This is a genomic window from Mesorhizobium sp. ESP7-2 (assembly GCF_020164715.1).
GTDB lineage: Bacteria > Pseudomonadota > Alphaproteobacteria > Rhizobiales > Rhizobiaceae > Mesorhizobium.
Genome location: NZ_JAIUGQ010000071.1, coordinates 1 through 15,512, shown reverse-complemented (window position 1 = coordinate 15,512; position 15,512 = coordinate 1). Strand labels below are relative to the sequence as shown.

15 protein-coding genes and 1 tRNA gene are annotated in these 15,512 nt (G+C 64.7%); 12 read left to right on the top strand and 4 right to left on the bottom strand.

Annotated features, from left to right (window positions below; genetic code table 11):
* Nucleotides 1-321 precede the first annotated feature (321 nt).
* A tRNA-Leu gene (locus LB543_RS32695) sits at nt 322-406 on the top strand.
* A gap of 266 nt (nt 407-672) precedes the next feature.
* Here the strand turns inward: LB543_RS32695 and LB543_RS32690 are convergent.
* Both LB543_RS32690 and LB543_RS32685 read right to left on the bottom strand, forming a co-directional pair.
* On the bottom strand, nt 673-1,755 hold the full coding sequence (locus LB543_RS32690) for a phosphatase PAP2 family protein (RefSeq protein WP_224617235.1): 1,083 nt from the start codon (nt 1,753-1,755) through the stop codon (nt 673-675).
* A gap of 59 nt (nt 1,756-1,814) precedes the next feature.
* Nucleotides 1,815-2,744, bottom strand: coding sequence for a phosphatase PAP2 family protein (locus tag LB543_RS32685; protein ID WP_224617234.1), 930 nt, complete (start codon nt 2,742-2,744; stop codon nt 1,815-1,817).
* Between the two features lie 135 nt (nt 2,745-2,879).
* On the opposite strand from LB543_RS32685, the gene LB543_RS32680 reads away from it, so the two are divergent.
* The 4 genes from LB543_RS32680 to LB543_RS32665 all read left to right on the top strand — a co-directional run bounded on the left by LB543_RS32680 (nt 2,880) and on the right by LB543_RS32665 (nt 5,924).
* Entirely contained in the window at nt 2,880-3,158 is a 279-nt protein-coding gene (locus LB543_RS32680) for a hypothetical protein (RefSeq protein WP_224617233.1), read from the top strand.
* Nucleotides 3,159-3,198: 40 nt separating this feature from the next.
* Nucleotides 3,199-3,741 (top strand): cytochrome b, encoded by a 543-nt coding sequence (locus tag LB543_RS32675; protein WP_224617232.1) that lies wholly within the window; start codon nt 3,199-3,201, stop codon nt 3,739-3,741.
* Nucleotides 3,742-3,924: 183 nt separating this feature from the next.
* Nucleotides 3,925-5,616: an FAD-dependent oxidoreductase gene (locus LB543_RS32670; RefSeq protein ID WP_224617231.1), complete on the top strand. Its 1,692-nt coding sequence runs from the start codon at nt 3,925-3,927 to the stop codon at nt 5,614-5,616.
* Complete coding sequence (locus tag LB543_RS32665; protein WP_140760292.1) at nt 5,616-5,924, top strand: UBP-type zinc finger domain-containing protein; 309 nt, start codon at nt 5,616-5,618, stop codon at nt 5,922-5,924. The genes LB543_RS32670 and LB543_RS32665 overlap by 1 nt, the downstream gene beginning before the upstream one ends.
* A gap of 39 nt (nt 5,925-5,963) precedes the next feature.
* On the opposite strand, the gene LB543_RS32660 is transcribed toward LB543_RS32665, so the two are convergent.
* Entirely contained in the window at nt 5,964-6,143 is a 180-nt protein-coding gene (locus tag LB543_RS32660; protein WP_181178680.1) for a hypothetical protein, read from the bottom strand.
* A 96-nt stretch (nt 6,144-6,239) separates the two neighbouring features.
* A complete protein-coding gene (locus LB543_RS32655) occupies nt 6,240-8,231 on the bottom strand; it encodes a BTAD domain-containing putative transcriptional regulator (RefSeq protein ID WP_224617236.1) in 1,992 nt (663 codons plus the stop codon).
* A 248-nt stretch (nt 8,232-8,479) separates the two neighbouring features.
* Between LB543_RS32655 and LB543_RS32650 the strand changes: the two genes are divergently transcribed.
* The 7 genes from LB543_RS32650 to LB543_RS32620 all read left to right on the top strand — a co-directional run bounded on the left by LB543_RS32650 (nt 8,480) and on the right by LB543_RS32620 (nt 15,389).
* Nucleotides 8,480-9,568: a PLP-dependent cysteine synthase family protein gene (locus tag LB543_RS32650; RefSeq protein WP_224617230.1), complete on the top strand. Its 1,089-nt coding sequence runs from the start codon at nt 8,480-8,482 to the stop codon at nt 9,566-9,568.
* Between the two features lie 12 nt (nt 9,569-9,580).
* Nucleotides 9,581-11,068 (top strand): pyridoxal phosphate-dependent decarboxylase family protein, encoded by a 1,488-nt coding sequence (locus LB543_RS32645; protein WP_224617229.1) that lies wholly within the window; start codon nt 9,581-9,583, stop codon nt 11,066-11,068.
* A 50-nt stretch (nt 11,069-11,118) separates the two neighbouring features.
* The gene (locus tag LB543_RS32640; RefSeq protein ID WP_224596790.1) at nt 11,119-11,475 is read left to right on the top strand and encodes a hypothetical protein; all 357 of its coding nucleotides are present in this window, start codon (nt 11,119-11,121) and stop codon (nt 11,473-11,475) included.
* Between the two features lie 132 nt (nt 11,476-11,607).
* On the top strand, nt 11,608-11,979 hold the full coding sequence (locus tag LB543_RS32635; protein ID WP_140760300.1) for a hypothetical protein: 372 nt from the start codon (nt 11,608-11,610) through the stop codon (nt 11,977-11,979).
* Nucleotides 11,980-12,089: 110 nt separating this feature from the next.
* The gene (locus LB543_RS32630) at nt 12,090-12,716 is read left to right on the top strand and encodes a CDGSH iron-sulfur domain-containing protein (protein ID WP_140760302.1); all 627 of its coding nucleotides are present in this window, start codon (nt 12,090-12,092) and stop codon (nt 12,714-12,716) included.
* A gap of 98 nt (nt 12,717-12,814) precedes the next feature.
* Nucleotides 12,815-13,171, top strand: a complete 357-nt coding sequence (locus LB543_RS32625) for an endonuclease domain-containing protein (RefSeq protein WP_224617228.1) — start codon at nt 12,815-12,817, stop codon at nt 13,169-13,171.
* Nucleotides 13,172-13,346: 175 nt separating this feature from the next.
* Nucleotides 13,347-15,389 (top strand): hydantoinase/oxoprolinase family protein, encoded by a 2,043-nt coding sequence (locus LB543_RS32620; RefSeq protein ID WP_224617227.1) that lies wholly within the window; start codon nt 13,347-13,349, stop codon nt 15,387-15,389.
* Nucleotides 15,390-15,512: the final 123 nt, after the last annotated feature.

The window sequence follows — 15,512 nt, the reverse complement described above, 5'->3', positions numbered from 1 at the left end:
GTCCTCCCGGCGGACAAGAAAACTGTCACCCATGCTATCGGTCCATTCTGTTACCTATCTATCCGGTTCGGACACCGGGCACTTCTCCCCGTATAGTGACGGGGAGAAAGAAGCCGACCGCGACGCTGGCGCTCTTTTTGCAACGCCGATAATTGGCGAAATCGTCGGTGAGAGCGCCCCTCTCCCCGTCCCTATACGGGGAGAGGATGCCGGCAGGCAGGTGAGGGGCAGCGCCGGCGCCCGAAACTGAGTCGGCGAGTGGCGGCCTTCGAAAAAAGCGCGTTGACAGCAATCGCTTGCCCGCTTATTGAGCCCGCACCAGCCCAGATGGCGGAATTGGTAGACGCGCACGGTTCAGGTCCGTGTTCCGCAAGGAGTGGAGGTTCGAGTCCTCTTCTGGGCACCATTTTTTCCCGACTACCAACGGGATCACAAGCCATTCGGTTTATTGCGCCCACTTTTTTGTGCATTTTTGGCGTGCCCGCCTGTTGAACTAAAAGGCTGCTACGGCACGAGCACGCGGTGCACCCCTGCCGCCAATCGAATGGTGCGGCGGGAGGGACGACGATGGCCGCAGAACTCCTACGCGGCGCCCCCGGGCTTGCCGGAGGATAAACCGGTCCGGGCGCGCCAACTCCCTTTACATTGCCGCACCTCTCTCGCGCGCGACGCTCAAGAGAGTGCCACTGTTCGCTCCTGGCCAAGCTTTCCGCAACACAGCCAGATGGCGAGCGCTACGGCAACGCCGACAATGCCATCCACGGCGTAGTGCCATCCAAGATGAATGGAGCCGAGAAAGATCAGCACGGCATAGGCCAGCATGACATGGCCGAACCTGCGGTTGATGGAGTACGCGACCGCCGCAAACAATGCCGCCTGCGCGTTGTGCATGCTGGGCATGGCCGAGATGCCTCCGGGCAGGTCGACATTGCCAATATAGACCTGCCAGAGAAGATTCTTGGCCAAGGCTGAAGACAACGGATAGGCGGCTGCGACCTCGTCAAGATAACGCATGAGATCGACATACGGCGAGGGCGTGCCCGGGACTATTTTCGAAAAGTAACAGGGTCCCGCGGAAGAGAACATGGCTGCCATCACGAGGCCTATCAGGAGCCAGGAAATGACCGTCGCCCTCCAGTAGCGGACACGCATCGGCTGCGGCACGCGCGGGCTGGCGAACAGCCCTCCCCAGAACAGGAAGACCATCGGCACCCATGATGAATACGCAATGTCGAACAGCAGGGTGATCCAGGGTACGCCAACGATCGGCTGGATGATTTGCCATGCCTGGTATCCACCCAAGAGACTTGCGTCCCAGCGGGAGAAGGTTTCGTCCCATTGGAAGGGGACCACAACCGGGATCATCATCTTGTTGTAGAGGAAGGCTGCCATGAAGAGGGCCAATATGGCGCAAGCGTAGAGATACCGTACCAACGTGCTCGACGTAACCAAGCTTCGCAGCTGAGCCGTCGCGAGACTGACGGGTGATCCATGGCGACCCCGGACGAGCGCGCATGAACAAGCCCAGAGGACAAGGGCGGAACTTAACAGCACAAAGGCTCGCACGACCCGGCCGGCATATTCGAAGACATGGGGCAGGATCGATTCGCCCCTGATTGTTGCGACCAGAAAGGTCAGGACGACGAACGCAAGGACGGTTGCGTGAAGCGTCGCATCGCGGCGCCTCGCGTATGCGAGCCACAGACGAAACCGCTTTGCTTGCGAAAGATCTCGCGTGGTTTCAGAAGAAGCCATGGACAAATACCAGGTATTCGAAGGTTTCGCGTCGGTATGATACGGCGAGTCGGCAAAAGCTATTCGCGCACCAGGCGCCCGCTCCCCCACCAGATCGCCGATACCGCTATGATCGAGATATAGCCGTCCACCGCGTAGTGCCATCCGGTGTATACCGACCCGTACATGATCAAGGCCGCGAAGATCCAGCCGAGAACGCCAAGCCAGCGGTTGAGGGAGGAAAGGAAATATGCGTTCAGGACGGCAAGGGCGACGTGCAGGCTGGGCATGGCCGAGATGCCGCCTCCCAGGCCTGCATTCCCTGTCGTGTGCAGGGTCAAGAGATAATCGGCGTATTCTCGCACGATAACGCTGGACTCCAGCGCAGACATGGCGACCCCGAGACCACCGAAGCGATTATCGCCGACGAAGTGATCATAGTAGATCGGACCCGCCGACGACAGGAAGAGGGCGAGCAAGGTACCAATGATCGAGATGGTCAACGCCAGCGCCCAGAGATAGCGAATGCGTGCGATCCGATCCGACCACATCGCCACGAAAAGAACCGTTCCAAACCATTGCGCATACCAAAGCACATCGTAATTCTTAAAAACGAAGAATGCCCATAGATCGTGATCGAGACGATGCGCCAATTCCCATGGCGCCGCTCCGTGTATCCACTCGTCCAGGTCGGCAAGCCATGGGTCGGCATAGAACGGAACGATCCCCGGGATCATGCTCTTGTGGGTGGAAAACGCAGTCATGCCGACGAGGAAGAACAGGAGCACCGGCACACAGCCCCGCCAGCGCGCTCGAAGCAGTTCGACGGCGTATCGCGTCGGAGCCTGACGCCCGAAAATGAGCGCCGCGGTGCCAACGCCACCAACCAACAATATAGGAATGGCGACGACGAATTTTTCGGCGTAAATCTGACTTAGAGCTACGAATGATTGCGGGTCCAGGAAGAATGCGACCAGGACATAGATGCCTACGCAGAATGCCAGTCTCACTGACCATTTTGCCGGCGGGCTGTACTGAGAAACTTCAGTAGTTAGGACCATTGTATTTTAACTATCTCTAATGTTTGATACTATTCAAAGTACCTTATCGATACCGGGCCTATCTTACTTATAGGTTACTTTGACTTGATCAAAATGCGCACCGTCGAGGCAGGCCTCGCCGCTAGGCAGCGACACAGGCACGACGCACCGCCCACCATCCACGCCGCAATTCCCGCCAGCACCGCGATCTTCGGCGCCCGCCGCGACCAGGCGTTTCCAACGCTGGCCGAGGCGGATGTCGATCGCATGCGCCGGTTCGGCTACGGCTCAGTGCCTCATCTCCCGGCGCCTCCCGAAAGGACGCATCGCGTCCTGCCCGGCGCGACCAAAAAGGACCACTGTCCCGACAAAGCTTTGACATGATCGCGCGTAGTTTAGAAACATTCAAAACTGGATGCTTCGCATGAATCCCACCTACACAAGCGCGCAAAAGGCCATGCACTGGGCCGTGTTCGTGCTGGTTATCGGTCTTTATGGCTTGACCTATGTTGAGGAGCTTTTTCCCCGCGGCGACCCCGGCCGTGCGCTCGTCTGGTGGCTTCATATTTCGTTTGGGATGCTGTTGTTCGTGCTGATCGTTGTCCGCGTCAGCCTGCGCCTGACATTGGGAACCCCGGGGCTGCCGCGGCAAATGTCAGAGCTGGAACGATGGACGGCCAAGGTCGCGCATCTGGTGCTTTACGCACTGCTCGTGGCCATACCGGTTCTTGGCATCGTGCTGACGTGGTACAGGGGCGATGCGTTGAGCTTCTTTGGCCTCTTCACCATCCCGGCGCCGGTTTCTCCCGACCGCGACGCGGCCCGATTCGTAAGGGAACTGCACAGCCTCTGCGCCAATCTGATCCTCATCCTTGCCGGACTGCATGCGGCGGCGGCGCTGTGGCATCATTTCATCCGCAAGGACGATGTGCTCAAGCGTATGTTGCCGGAAGCGGCTGGCTCCTGAGAGGCGGCCGCGGCCCAAGGCGATCATTCCTCTGGGCGGCGAACCCTGAGTTTCGAAATTCTCAAGTGGGCCGGCCCTGGTCATCCCGGAGCGACGGCGTGGTGACTGGCCCAACCTCCCCTCCCGGCTAGTCCGCGAACAAACCGCTTCAAACCGCGCGCCCGCTTCGCTACGCTCGCTGCCATGTCTCAATCCAGCACCGCGATCTTCGGCGCCCGCCGCGACCAGGCGTTTCCAACTCTGGCCGGGGCGGACATCGATCGCATGCGCCGGTTCGGCGAGGCCAGCGCCTATGCCGCCGGCGAGCACATTTTCGAGGCCGGCGATGTGTCCCCGGGGCTGATCGTCGTCCTGTCGGGCAAGGTCGACATCACCCAGGATGGCAAATTTGGCCGGCGCGAGACGCTCGTCACGCATGGTCCCGGCAGCTTCGTCGGTGAACTGGCGCAGCTTTCGGCCCGTCCCTCGCTGGTCAATGCGCAAGCGGCCGAGGCGGTCGAAGCGTTCGTCATCTCCTCGCAGAGGCTGCGCGACTTGATGGTGCAGGAGGCCAATCTCGGCGAGCGCATCATGCGGGCGCTGATTTTGCGCCGCGTCGGGCTGCTCGAGAGCGGCACGATCGGTCCAATCATCGTCGGACCGGCCGACAATGGCGACGTCCTTCGCCTGCAGGGCTTTCTCGCCCGCAGCGGCCAGCCCCACCGCGTGCTCGATTCAAAAACCGATCCTTGTGCAAAAACCCTGTTCGAGCACTTCCATGTCGATCCGCACCATTTGCCGGTCGTACTTTGCCCGAATGGCAGGCTGCTGCTCAATCCCGCGGAGAAAGACCTCGCCCGCTGCATCGGCCTGCTGCGGCCGGTCGACGCCAGCAAGGTCTATGACGTCGCCATCGTCGGCGCCGGACCGGCCGGGCTGGCGGCGGCGGTCTATGCGGCGTCCGAAGGGCTGTCGACCATCGTGCTCGATTGCCGGGCCTTCGGCGGCCAGGCTGGCGCTTCCGCGCGCATCGAGAATTATCTCGGCTTCCCCACGGGCATTACCGGCATGGCGCTGATGGCGCGCGCCTACAACCAGGCGCAGAAATTCGGCGTCGAGATGGTCATCCCCGACGAGGTGAAGCTGCTCGGCGCCGCCACCGACGGCGCGCGCTACAAGCTTGCGGTCGGCGACGGTGAGACGGTGCACACGCGCTCGGTGGTGATCGCCAGCGGCGCGCGCTATCGCCGCCTCGATGTCGCCAACCTCGCCGAGTTCGAAGGCACATGCGTGCATTATTGGGCCTCGCCCATCGAAGCACGGCTTTGCGGCGGCCAGGAAGTGGCGCTGGTCGGCGCCGGCAATTCGGCCGGCCAGGCGGCCGTCTTCCTGGCCAGCCATGTCGGGAAAGTGGCGCTGCTGGCGCGTGGCGGCAGTCTCGAGGCCTCGATGTCGCGTTACCTCGTCGAGCGCATCAGGGCGCAGCCGAACATTGAGGTGCTGACCGGCACCGAGATCGAGGCGCTGGACGGCGAGGAAGGCAATCTTGCCACGGTCCGCTGGCGCGACCGCTCGAGCGGCGCCTCGACGACGCGGCCGATCCGCCATCTCTTCCTGTTCATCGGCGCCGATCCGAACACCGATTGGCTCGCCCAATCCGACGTGGCGCTGGATGCCAGGGGTTTCATCCGCACCGGCTCGGACACAGCATCGGCGCACGGCGTGATGGAGACGAGCCGCAGCGGCGTGTTCGCCATCGGCGACGTGCGCTCCGGCTCGGTCAAACGCGTCGCGGCTGCCGTCGGCGAAGGCGCCCAGGTGGTGGCGGCGTTGCATGCATTTCTTGCGCGGGAAGGCAGCCGTGCCGACGCGCCTCGACCTGTCGGGAGAGTGTGATGGCTGACGAGTGCAGACACGCGGCTGATATCAAGGACGTGACGCCGAGCGCGCTTGGCTGCGAGGAATGCCTGAAGAGCGGCTCGTGGTGGGTGCATCTGCGGCTCTGCCGCACCTGCGGCCATGTCGGCTGCTGCGACGACTCACCCAACCGCCACGCCACCAAGCATTTTCATGCCACCAGCCATCCCGTGATCGAGGGCTATGATCCGCCGGAAGGCTGGGGCTGGTGTTATGTCGACGAGATCTTTCTCGACCTCGGCGACCGCACGACGCCGCAGAACGGCCCGATCCCTCGCTTCTACTGAGCTACCGAGCAGCCCGGAGAAAAGCGGATTCGGCCTGATTTATCGTACCGACCCGGTAACGGTCCGGTCGACATCGGGAACGGATTTGCGGTCGTTGCCGGCAAGGGCGGCGATGAGCAGCAGGCTGGCCACGACCGGAACGAACAGCACGGCGATACGGGCCTGTATATGAAGAATGGCGCGCCATTCGCTGCTGCGCTTGTCGGGGCTGTCGCTCATCACACTCACTTTGCCATGGACCCCCCGAGGTCACATAGCCGCGAACGGTTAAGCAACTCCTTCCGACTTCGTTAACGCAGGCGTTCAAGCCTGAAATCAGCCGAGCCCAATCCGCCTTGCGCCTTGCCGGAACAACGCTTCGGCGTCGGGCTCGAAGCGGAACGTGCCGATGAAATCGTCGGCGCGGTAGTCCGGCAACGTCTTGCGGATGGCGGCGGCAAAGCCGCGCGCCTCGTCGAGCCGTCCTGCCAGCGCCAGGCAATGTGCCGCGATCGCCAGGATGATGGTGTGCGCGTTCGGCCGCGCCGCCGCCTTCAGCGCCCATACGGCCGCCTCCTCGAACTGGCCGAGCCGGACATGCGCCATGGCCCGCGCGCCCAGCATGCCGAACAGCAGCGGATCGAATGGACTCAAATGGCGCGAATGATCGGAGGAGCCGATTGCCGCCCGCGGGTCGCCCGACTGCGAATGGACGAAGGACAGCGCGTAATGGCCGAGCGCGAAATTGGGGCTGAGGTTCACCGCCTGTTCCAGTTCGCCCAGTGAGCCCTCCTGTTCGCCGCGCAGCCACAGCGCCCGCCCCATCGCCCAGTGAGCGGCCGGATTGTGGTCGTCGACCAGCAGGCTTTGGCCGGCGCTCTCGAAGGCCAGCGCGCTTTCCCGGTCGCGGTCGCCCCAGCGCTGGAAGGCGTTCTGCCAATGGGTGAAGGACAGGCCGGCATAGGCGCGGGCGAAGGTCGGATCGAGCTGCAAGGCCCTGGCAAAGAAATGCCGCGCCGTTTCGTTCTCGGCTTGGGTGAAGCGGTACATGTGCCAGAGGCCGCGATGATAGGCCTCCCAGGCATTGAGTGAGTTGGGTGCCTTCAGCAGGGCGCGGTTGCGCTCGACCGTCTCGATCTCCACCGAGATCGACGACACGATGCTGTCGCCGATGTCGTCGAGCACCGCAAAAATGTCGTCCGGACGGCGCTCGAAGGTCTCGGCCCAGACGATTCTGGCGGTACGCACCTCGACGAGTTCGACGCTGACGATCAGGCGGCTGGCCATGCTGCGCACCGTGCCGGTGGCGACATAGTCGACCTTCAGCCGGCGGCCTGCCTCCTCGGGCGCGATGCCCTTGTCGGCCAGCGCGAACACCGATCCGCGCGCGATGACGAAGAAATCCCGCAGCTTGGCGAGACGGGTGATGATGTCATGGGTGAGGCCGTCGGCCAGCCCGCCGCGCAGGCCGGCTTCCTCCACAAACGGCATCACCGCCAGCGAAGCATGGCTCGGCTCGACTGGACCGGAGTCGGGCGGACCATGGTTGAGCAGGTCTAGCGATGACGCCAATTGCGATCCCGTGGACTGGCAGGCCGGCTGCGCCTGCTGGTCACGGATCATGCGCCATGTTGCCCGCAGCGGGGCGAAATCCAGGTCTTCCGACTGGAACAATTGTGCCGCCACCGCCAGATGCCTCTCGGCCGCGGCGATCTCGCCGCGCCGGGCGAGGCTCGCCAGCAGCGTCGTATGCGCGCGCTCGTCGAAAGGCGCGAGTTCCACCCACCTGTCGAGATGCGCGATGCCCTCGTCGCAGTCCGCGGGCAGGCTCGCGACGAGCCGTTCCAACACCGCTGCATGGACGGACCGGAAGCGGCGGCGCTGGCCGATCAGCCAGCTGTTGAAGTGCGGATTGCGTTCGAGCTCCAGCCCGTCGAGAAAATCGCCGGCGAAGAGTTTTGCCAGGGTTCGCAACCGCTCCGCATCGAGTGTGTCGATCCCGTGCGCGGCGGCACGGCTGATCTCCAGGGCATCGACAAGGCAGCCGCCGAGATCGAGCGCGACCGTATCGTCCTGCGTGCGGACATGGCGCCGGTCCGGCGTGTCGAGAGCGCCGCGCAACTTGCTCAGGCACCAGCGCAGCTCGCCTCGCGGATCGTTGGGCACATCCCACAGAAGTTCGCACAGGCGGCTGCGCCCCACCGGGTGCGGCGCCAGCACGAGATAGGCCAGCAGCGCCCGCAGCTTGCGTGACGCCGCCAGCGCCATCGGCGCGCCGTTGCGCGTGACCGTCAACGGTCCGAGCAGCCGCACGGACATGCACGGCATGCCGCCGTCCTGCCTCGATGGTGCGGTTTCCACGTCCGTTTCCACGCCTGCTCCCACGCTGGCCTGTCGGCCCTTGCTTTATCACCAAACACGACACGGCGCATCCGGCGGCAAATTTCGCGCCGGCCGCGGTCAATGCCGCATCGCCGGCATGTCAGCCCTAGCGCGACAAGGTCTCGAAACCTCGCCGCCCAGGCCGGCGGTTTGTAACCGGCCTGTGAAGATGAACACGATGGAGGAGATCAACGATGTTGAACAAACAAAGAATCAGGACCACCGCCGGGCGCGGCCACCTGTTCGACAGCATTCTGGACACGGTCGGCGACACGCCGGCGGTGCGCATCAACAATCTCGCACCGGCCCATGCGACCATCTACGTCAAGGCCGAGTTCTTCAATCCGGGCGCCTCGGTGAAGGACCGGCTGGCGCTCAACATCATCGAGGAGGGCGAGCGCAGCGGCGCGCTGAAGCCGGGCCAGACCGTGGTCGAGGCGACCAGCGGCAACACCGGGATCGGCCTCGCCATGGTCTGCGCGCAAAAGAACTATCCGCTGGTCGTCACCATGGCCGACAGCTTTTCGGTCGAGCGCCGCAAGCTGATGCGCATGCTCGGCGCCAAGGTGGTGCTGACGCCACGCGCCGAAAAGGGTTTCGGCATGTACAAGAAGGCGGTCGAGCTGGCCGAGGCCAATGGCTGGTTCCTTGCCCGCCAGTTCGAGACGGCCGCCAATGCCGCCATCCACGAGGCGACGACCGCGCGCGAAATCATCAATGATTTCGCCGGCTCGCGGCTCGACTGCTTCGTCACCGGCTATGGCACCGGCGGCACTGTCGTCGGCGTTGCGCGCGTCTTGCGCCGTGAACGGCCCGACACGCGCATCGTGCTCTCCGAGCCGGCCAATGCGCAACTGATCGGCAGCGGCAAGGCGCAGCAGCGCGGGGCCGATGGCGCCCCTGCGGCCAGCCATCCGGCCTTCGAGCCGCACCCGATCCAGGGTTGGACGCCGGATTTCATCCCCAACGTCCTGCAGGAGGCGATCGATGCCAGCCTTTACGACGAGGTGATCCCGATCGCCGGGCCAGACGGTATCAAATGGGCCAGGGCGCTGGCCCAGAAGGAAGGCATCTTCACCGGCATTTCCGGCGGCGCGACCTTCGCCGTGGCGCGCCAGATCGCGGAGAAGGCGCCCGCGGGATCGGTAATCCTGTGCATGCTGCCCGACACTGGCGAGCGCTATATGTCGACGCCGCTGTTCGACGGCATCGAGGCCGAGATGGACGCCGACGAGCTGGCGCTGTCGCGCTCGACGCCTGGCTGCCAATTCCCGGCGGCTTGACGGGAGGCAGTCATGGACATCGCGCGAGAAACCGTCGGCATAATGGCCGAGGAAACGCTCGACCCCGCCGACTGGGCCGATGTCCAGGCCCTGTCGCGCCGGGTCGTCGACGATGCCGTCGACTATCTGCGCGACGTGCGCGACCGCCCGGTCTGGCGGGAAATGCCTGTGGACGTGCGAGCGTTTTTCGCGGCATCCCTGCCGCGTGCGCCGGCGCCGCTGGCCGATGTCTACGGCGAGGTCTCCCGCACGGTGATGTCCTATCCCATGGGCAACATCCATCCGCGCTTCTGGTCCTGGTACATGGGGTCGAGCAACTTCACCGGCGCGCTCGGCGATTTCTTGGCGGCGATCCAGGGCTCCAACCTCGGCGGCGGCAACCACGCCGCCGGGCTGATGGACAGCCAGGTGGTGAACTGGTGCAAGGAGATGCTGGGCTTTCCGGCCTCGGCCTCCGGCACGCTGGTCAGCGGCGGCTCGATGGCCAACATCATTGGGCTTACCGTGGCGCGCAACGTCAAGGCCGGCATCGATGTGCGCGAGCACGGCGTCGCCGCCATCGAAAAACCGCTGCGCTTCTATGGCTCGGACCAGATCCATTCCTGCCACCGCAAGGCGATGGAAGCGCTTGGGCTCGGCAACCTGGCGCTGCGCCGCATCCCGACGGATGCCGGACTGCGCATCGACATATCGGCCCTGCGCGCGGCGATCGGCGAAGACCGGGCAGCCGGCCTCACGCCGGCCTGCGTCATCGGCAATGCCGGTACGGTGAACACCGGGGCGATCGACAACCTCAGGGCGCTTGCCAAACTCGCTCACGAGGAAGGCATGTGGTTCCATGTCGATGGCTGTATCGGCGCTCTGATCGCCATCGCGCCGCAAAACGCCCACCGCGTTGCCGGCATCGAATGGGCCGATTCGATCGCGCTCGATCCGCACAAATGGCTGCATGCACCCTTCGAGGTCGGCTGCGCGCTGGTCAGGGATGCCGCAGCGCACCGCCGGAGCTTCGCGGTGACGCCGGAATATCTGGAGTCGACGCCACGCGGCCTCGCTTCCGGCGAATGGCTGCACGATTACGGCCTGCAGACGTCGCGCGGCTTTCGCGCGCTGAAAGTGTGGATGGCGCTGAAGGAACATGGCGTCGAAAAATTCGGCCGCCTGATCGACCAGAACATCGCGCAGGCGTCCTATCTGGCCGGGCTGATCGAGGCCGAGCCTTCGCTGGAGCTGGCGGCGGCGCCGACCATCAACATCGTATGCTTCCGCTACCAGCCCGGTTTGGCGGGCGAAGCGCTGAAGGCGCTCAACACCGAGATCATGCTGCGGCTGCAGGAGCAAGGCATCGCGGCACTCTCCGACACCACCGTGCACGGCGAGCACTGGCTGCGTGTGGCGATCACCAACCATCGCACCCGGCGCGACGATGTCGATCTGCTGGTGCGCGAAGTGGTGAGGCTGGGACGTGAGATCACTGCGCAGGGCCCAGTGTCTTCCTAGTTCCGGACGGCCGTGCGATCCTGCCCGTGATGATTCGGGGGAGGTCGGCGGTGACGCTGTTTCGCATGGTTGCGCTGGCGGCACTGGTCCAGGCCAATTCGGCGGAGGCCGCCGACATGGCGTTTTTCGTCAAGAACCTGCGCAAGGAGGCGGTTGCGGTCGAGCTGTTCAGCCGCGACCGCGAGACCGTCTGGCCGGGCAGCGACAAGGTGTTCCTTGTCGATCCGGGCTCACAGAAATCGGTGCCGATCTCCTGCAATCAGGGCGAACGCATCTGCTATGGCGCCTGGGTCGACGGCAACGACAAGATTTCCGCTGGCGTCGGGCCAGACAACGACCAGCCCTGCGATACCTGCTGTTTCATCTGCGTGGAGCACACGACCGAGACGATCGACCTGGTGCCGTAAGACAAGGTGGGCCATAAGCGCGTCGGACCCAAATTAAGTCAGGGATCCAGTCACCAGCCCCACTTCCGCGATTCAGCACGGCATGCGATGGTTGCGGCGCGGCCAGATGGGCCGCTTATTCAGGGGGTTACCATGTTCTGCGCCTATGCGCGCCGCTCGCTGGCCGCGCTTTCTCTCGCCATGTTGCTGGTGCCGTCGGCCCATGCCGGCGACGTCACCTTCGCCGTCAAGAACAGCCATCCAAACGCCATGCGCCTCGAGCTCTACAGCCAGGACCGCGACTATGTCTGGCCGGGCAATGGCAAGGATTTCTATCTCGACGACGGCGAGACCAAGCAGCTGCCGATTTCCTGCAATGAAGGCGAATCGATCTGCTACGGCGCTTGGGTCGATGGCGATGAGGGCACCTATTGGGGCGTCGGCCCCGGCAACAAGGAAAAATGCGAGGATTGCTGCTACACCTGCAGCGGCGGCGAGACCGAGGAGATCGAGCTGGTCCCCTGACCGGTTTGCCAGCTTGACGGTTTTCCTGCTGGGAGCCATAGCCTACCCAAACACCTAAGGCACGCCGCGTCATTCAGGCGGCGTGCTCCAGGCAAACAGGGAGCACGCCAATGGCCGGCATGGTCGAAAGCGACAAGATCGACGTCGGATTTTCCGGCAAACGCTGCATCCACTCGCGCAATTGCGTGCTTGGCGACCCGCATGTCTTCGTGCCCAACGCGCCGGGCCAATGGATCCATCCCGAGGCGGCCAGCGTCGAAAAGATCGTCGCGCTGGCCGAGAACTGCCCCTCGGGCGCCATCACCTATGTCCGCAAGGATGGCGGCCCGCAGGAAAAGCCGCCTGCGGTCAACACCGTGCGGCTGCGCGAAAACGGCCCGCTGGCGGTGCATGCCGAGATCGTGCTTGGCGACGAGACGTTTTTCCGCGCCACGCTCTGCCGCTGCGGCGCCTCGCAGAACAAGCCGTTCTGCGACAACAGCCATATCAAGGCCGGCTTTGCCGCCACCGGCGAACCGGCGCTGAAGGATACGCCAGCGCTGGAGACCCGCAACGGCCCGCTGAAGGCGACGCCGACCGCGAACGGCCCGCTCAAGCTCGAAGGCAATGTCGAGATCGTCACCGGCACCGGCCACACGGTCGACCGCACCACGAAGGTCTTCCTGTGCCGCTGCGGCCACTCGGCCAACAAGCCGTTCTGCGATGGGTCGCATAAGAAGGTCGGATTCGTCGGGTAAGGCGGCGCCAGAGCTGCCAATCTCCCCCCTCGTGGGGGAGATGTCCGGCAGGACAGAGGGGGCGCCGTAGAGCGCCGACTTCAATAGCGAGGATCGCAATGCCTCATACGCCATTGCCCCCAAGACATCGCGCAAACGCCAGATCGATGCGCAAGGTCATGACATCCGCCGAATTGAAGCTCTGGAACGAGCTTCGTGCGCACCGCCTGATGGGGCTTGGTTTCCGCCGACAATTCCCAATCGCTGGTTACATTGTCGACTTCGCTTGCCCGGATAAGAAACTTGTCGTCGAAGTCGACGGTTCCCAGCATGCGGACTCAGTCACCGGCGACGAAGGCAGGACATTGCCCCTGGAGCAAGACGGTTGGACTGTCCTGCGGTTCTGGAACGACGACGTCATTCGCAGCATCGATAATGTCTGCCAGCATATTGTGATCGAGGCCGGGCTTGGCTGATGGTGCCGTGATTGCGGCGAGGTCGGCGGGACAGCGCCCCCCTCTGTCCTGCCGGACATCTCCCCACGAGGGGGGAGATCGATCTCTCATCCCACCGTGGCCCATGTCACATAGCTTTATCGGCCGGTCGGTATCGGCTAAGGGGCGGGGCAGCAGAACTCCTCGGATCCACCCAATGACCGCCAAATCCAAGCCCGCCCCTCTCTTCCTCGGCATCGACACCGGCGGCACCTACACCGATGCCGTGCTGTGGTCCGAGACCGAGGGCCCACAAGAGGGGCCGAACAAGGGCAAGGTGCTGGCCAAGGCCAAGGCGCTGACCACGCGGCATGATCTGGCCGTCGGCATTTCGGGCGCCGTCGATGCGGTGCTGAAAAAGGCTGGCACCAATCCGGCCGACATCAAGCTGGTCTCGATGTCGACGACGCTTGCCACCAATGCGCTGGTCGAGGGCCAGGGCGGCCGGGTGGCGCTGGTCATGATCGGCTTCTCCGAGGCCGATCTTGCCCGCGATGGGCTGAAGACGGCGCTCGGCACCGACCCGGTGGTGTTTTGTCCGGGCGGTCATGATGTGCACGGCAATGCGGCAAAGCTCGACCTGTCCGGACTGGAGGCGATGCTGCCGGAACTCGGCGTTTCGGTGTCCGGCTTTGCCGTCTGCGCCTATTTCGCCACCCGCAATCCCGCGCATGAGATCGCCGCCCGCGAACTGATCCGCGACAGGACCGGTCTGCCGGTCACATCGAGCCATGAGCTGTCGGCCAAGCTCGGCGGCCCGCGCCGGGCGCTCACCACGCTGCTCAATGCCAGGCTGATCTCGATGATCGACCGGCTGGTGGCGGCGACCGAGGGGTTCCTTCAGGCGCGCAACATCGCCGCTCCCTTGATGGTGGTGCGCGGCGATGGCGCGCTGGTTTCGGCGGCGTTTGCCCGCCAGCGGCCGATCGAGACGATCCTCTCGGGTCCCGCCGCCAGCCTGGTCGGCGCCCGCCACATGACCGGGCTCGACAATGCGGTGGTGTCCGACATTGGCGGCACCACCACCGACGTCGCCGTGCTCGATGGCGGCCGGCCGCGGCTCGATCCGGAAGGCGCCACCGTCGGCGGCTTCCGCACCATGGTCGAGGCGGTCGCCATGCGCACGTTCGGCCTTGGCGGCGATTCCGAGGTGACGCTGGAGGATGGCGCGCTCAACCCGAAGATACTGCTCGGGCCGCGCCGCCTGGTGCCGCTGGCGCTGGCCGGCATGGCGCATGGCGAGGCGGTGACAGCGGAGCTCGAACGCCAGTTGCGCGCCCCCAACACCGGCCGCATGGATGGCCGCTTCGCGGTCCGCACCGGCGTGCCGGACCGGCTCGCCGCGGGGCTGACCGCCCCCGAGACAAAGCTCTATGAGGCGATCGGCGCGACGCCGCTCGCCCTCGACAGGCTGCTGACCTCGAACGCCCAGAACGCCACGCTGAACCGGCTGGTCTCGCGAGGGCTGGTGCATATCTCAGGCTTCACCCCGTCCGACGCCGCGCATGTGCTCGGCAAGCAGGCGAACTGGGATGCCGCCGCCGCCCGCCTCGGCGCAGAACTGTTCGCCCGCAGGCGCGATGGCCGTGGCCAGGCCATCGCTGCCTCGCCGGAAGCGATCTCGGAGCGGGTGCTGGTGACGCTGACGCGCTGGTCGGCCGAATACATCCTGGAAACCGCCTTTGCCGAGGACGGGCTCGATGGCGCGGCGACCGTGGCGCACGCGCTGGTCCAGCGCGCCGTCGACGCCCACCCCGGCATCGCCCGCCTCAGCGTCGCGCTCGACCGGCCGGTCATCGGGCTCGGCGCGTCGGCCCCCCTGCACTACGCCGGCCTGGCGCCCCTGGTCGGCAATGAGTGCGTGGTGCCCCGGGATACCGATGTCGCCAACGCGCTCGGCGCCGTCGTCGGCCAGGTCAGGGTTTCGGCCGAGGCCCGCGTCAGCCAGCCCAAGGAAGGCCTGTTCCGGCTTGCCTCGGGTGAGACGGTGCGCGACTTCCTCGACGAGGCGGCGGCGATAGCGGCCGCCGAGGCCGACGTGCGCGCCATCGTCGCCCAGCGTGCCCTTGATGCCGGCACCGACAGCGCCGAGATCGACGTTGCGACGGAGTTTCGCGTCTCGACGGTCGAAGCGCAGCGCATGTTCATCGAAGCGCATGTCGTAGCGGTGGCCTCGGGCAGGCCGAGGATCGCGGTTTGAGGGCGCCCTTTCCTTCTCCCCGTAAACGGGGAGAAGGCAACCTTCACCCCAGGGCTGCGAATCCAGGTTAACGGGGAAGTTGACCGAGGATTGAGGCGAGGTAGTCGGGGCTCCATCCGGCCT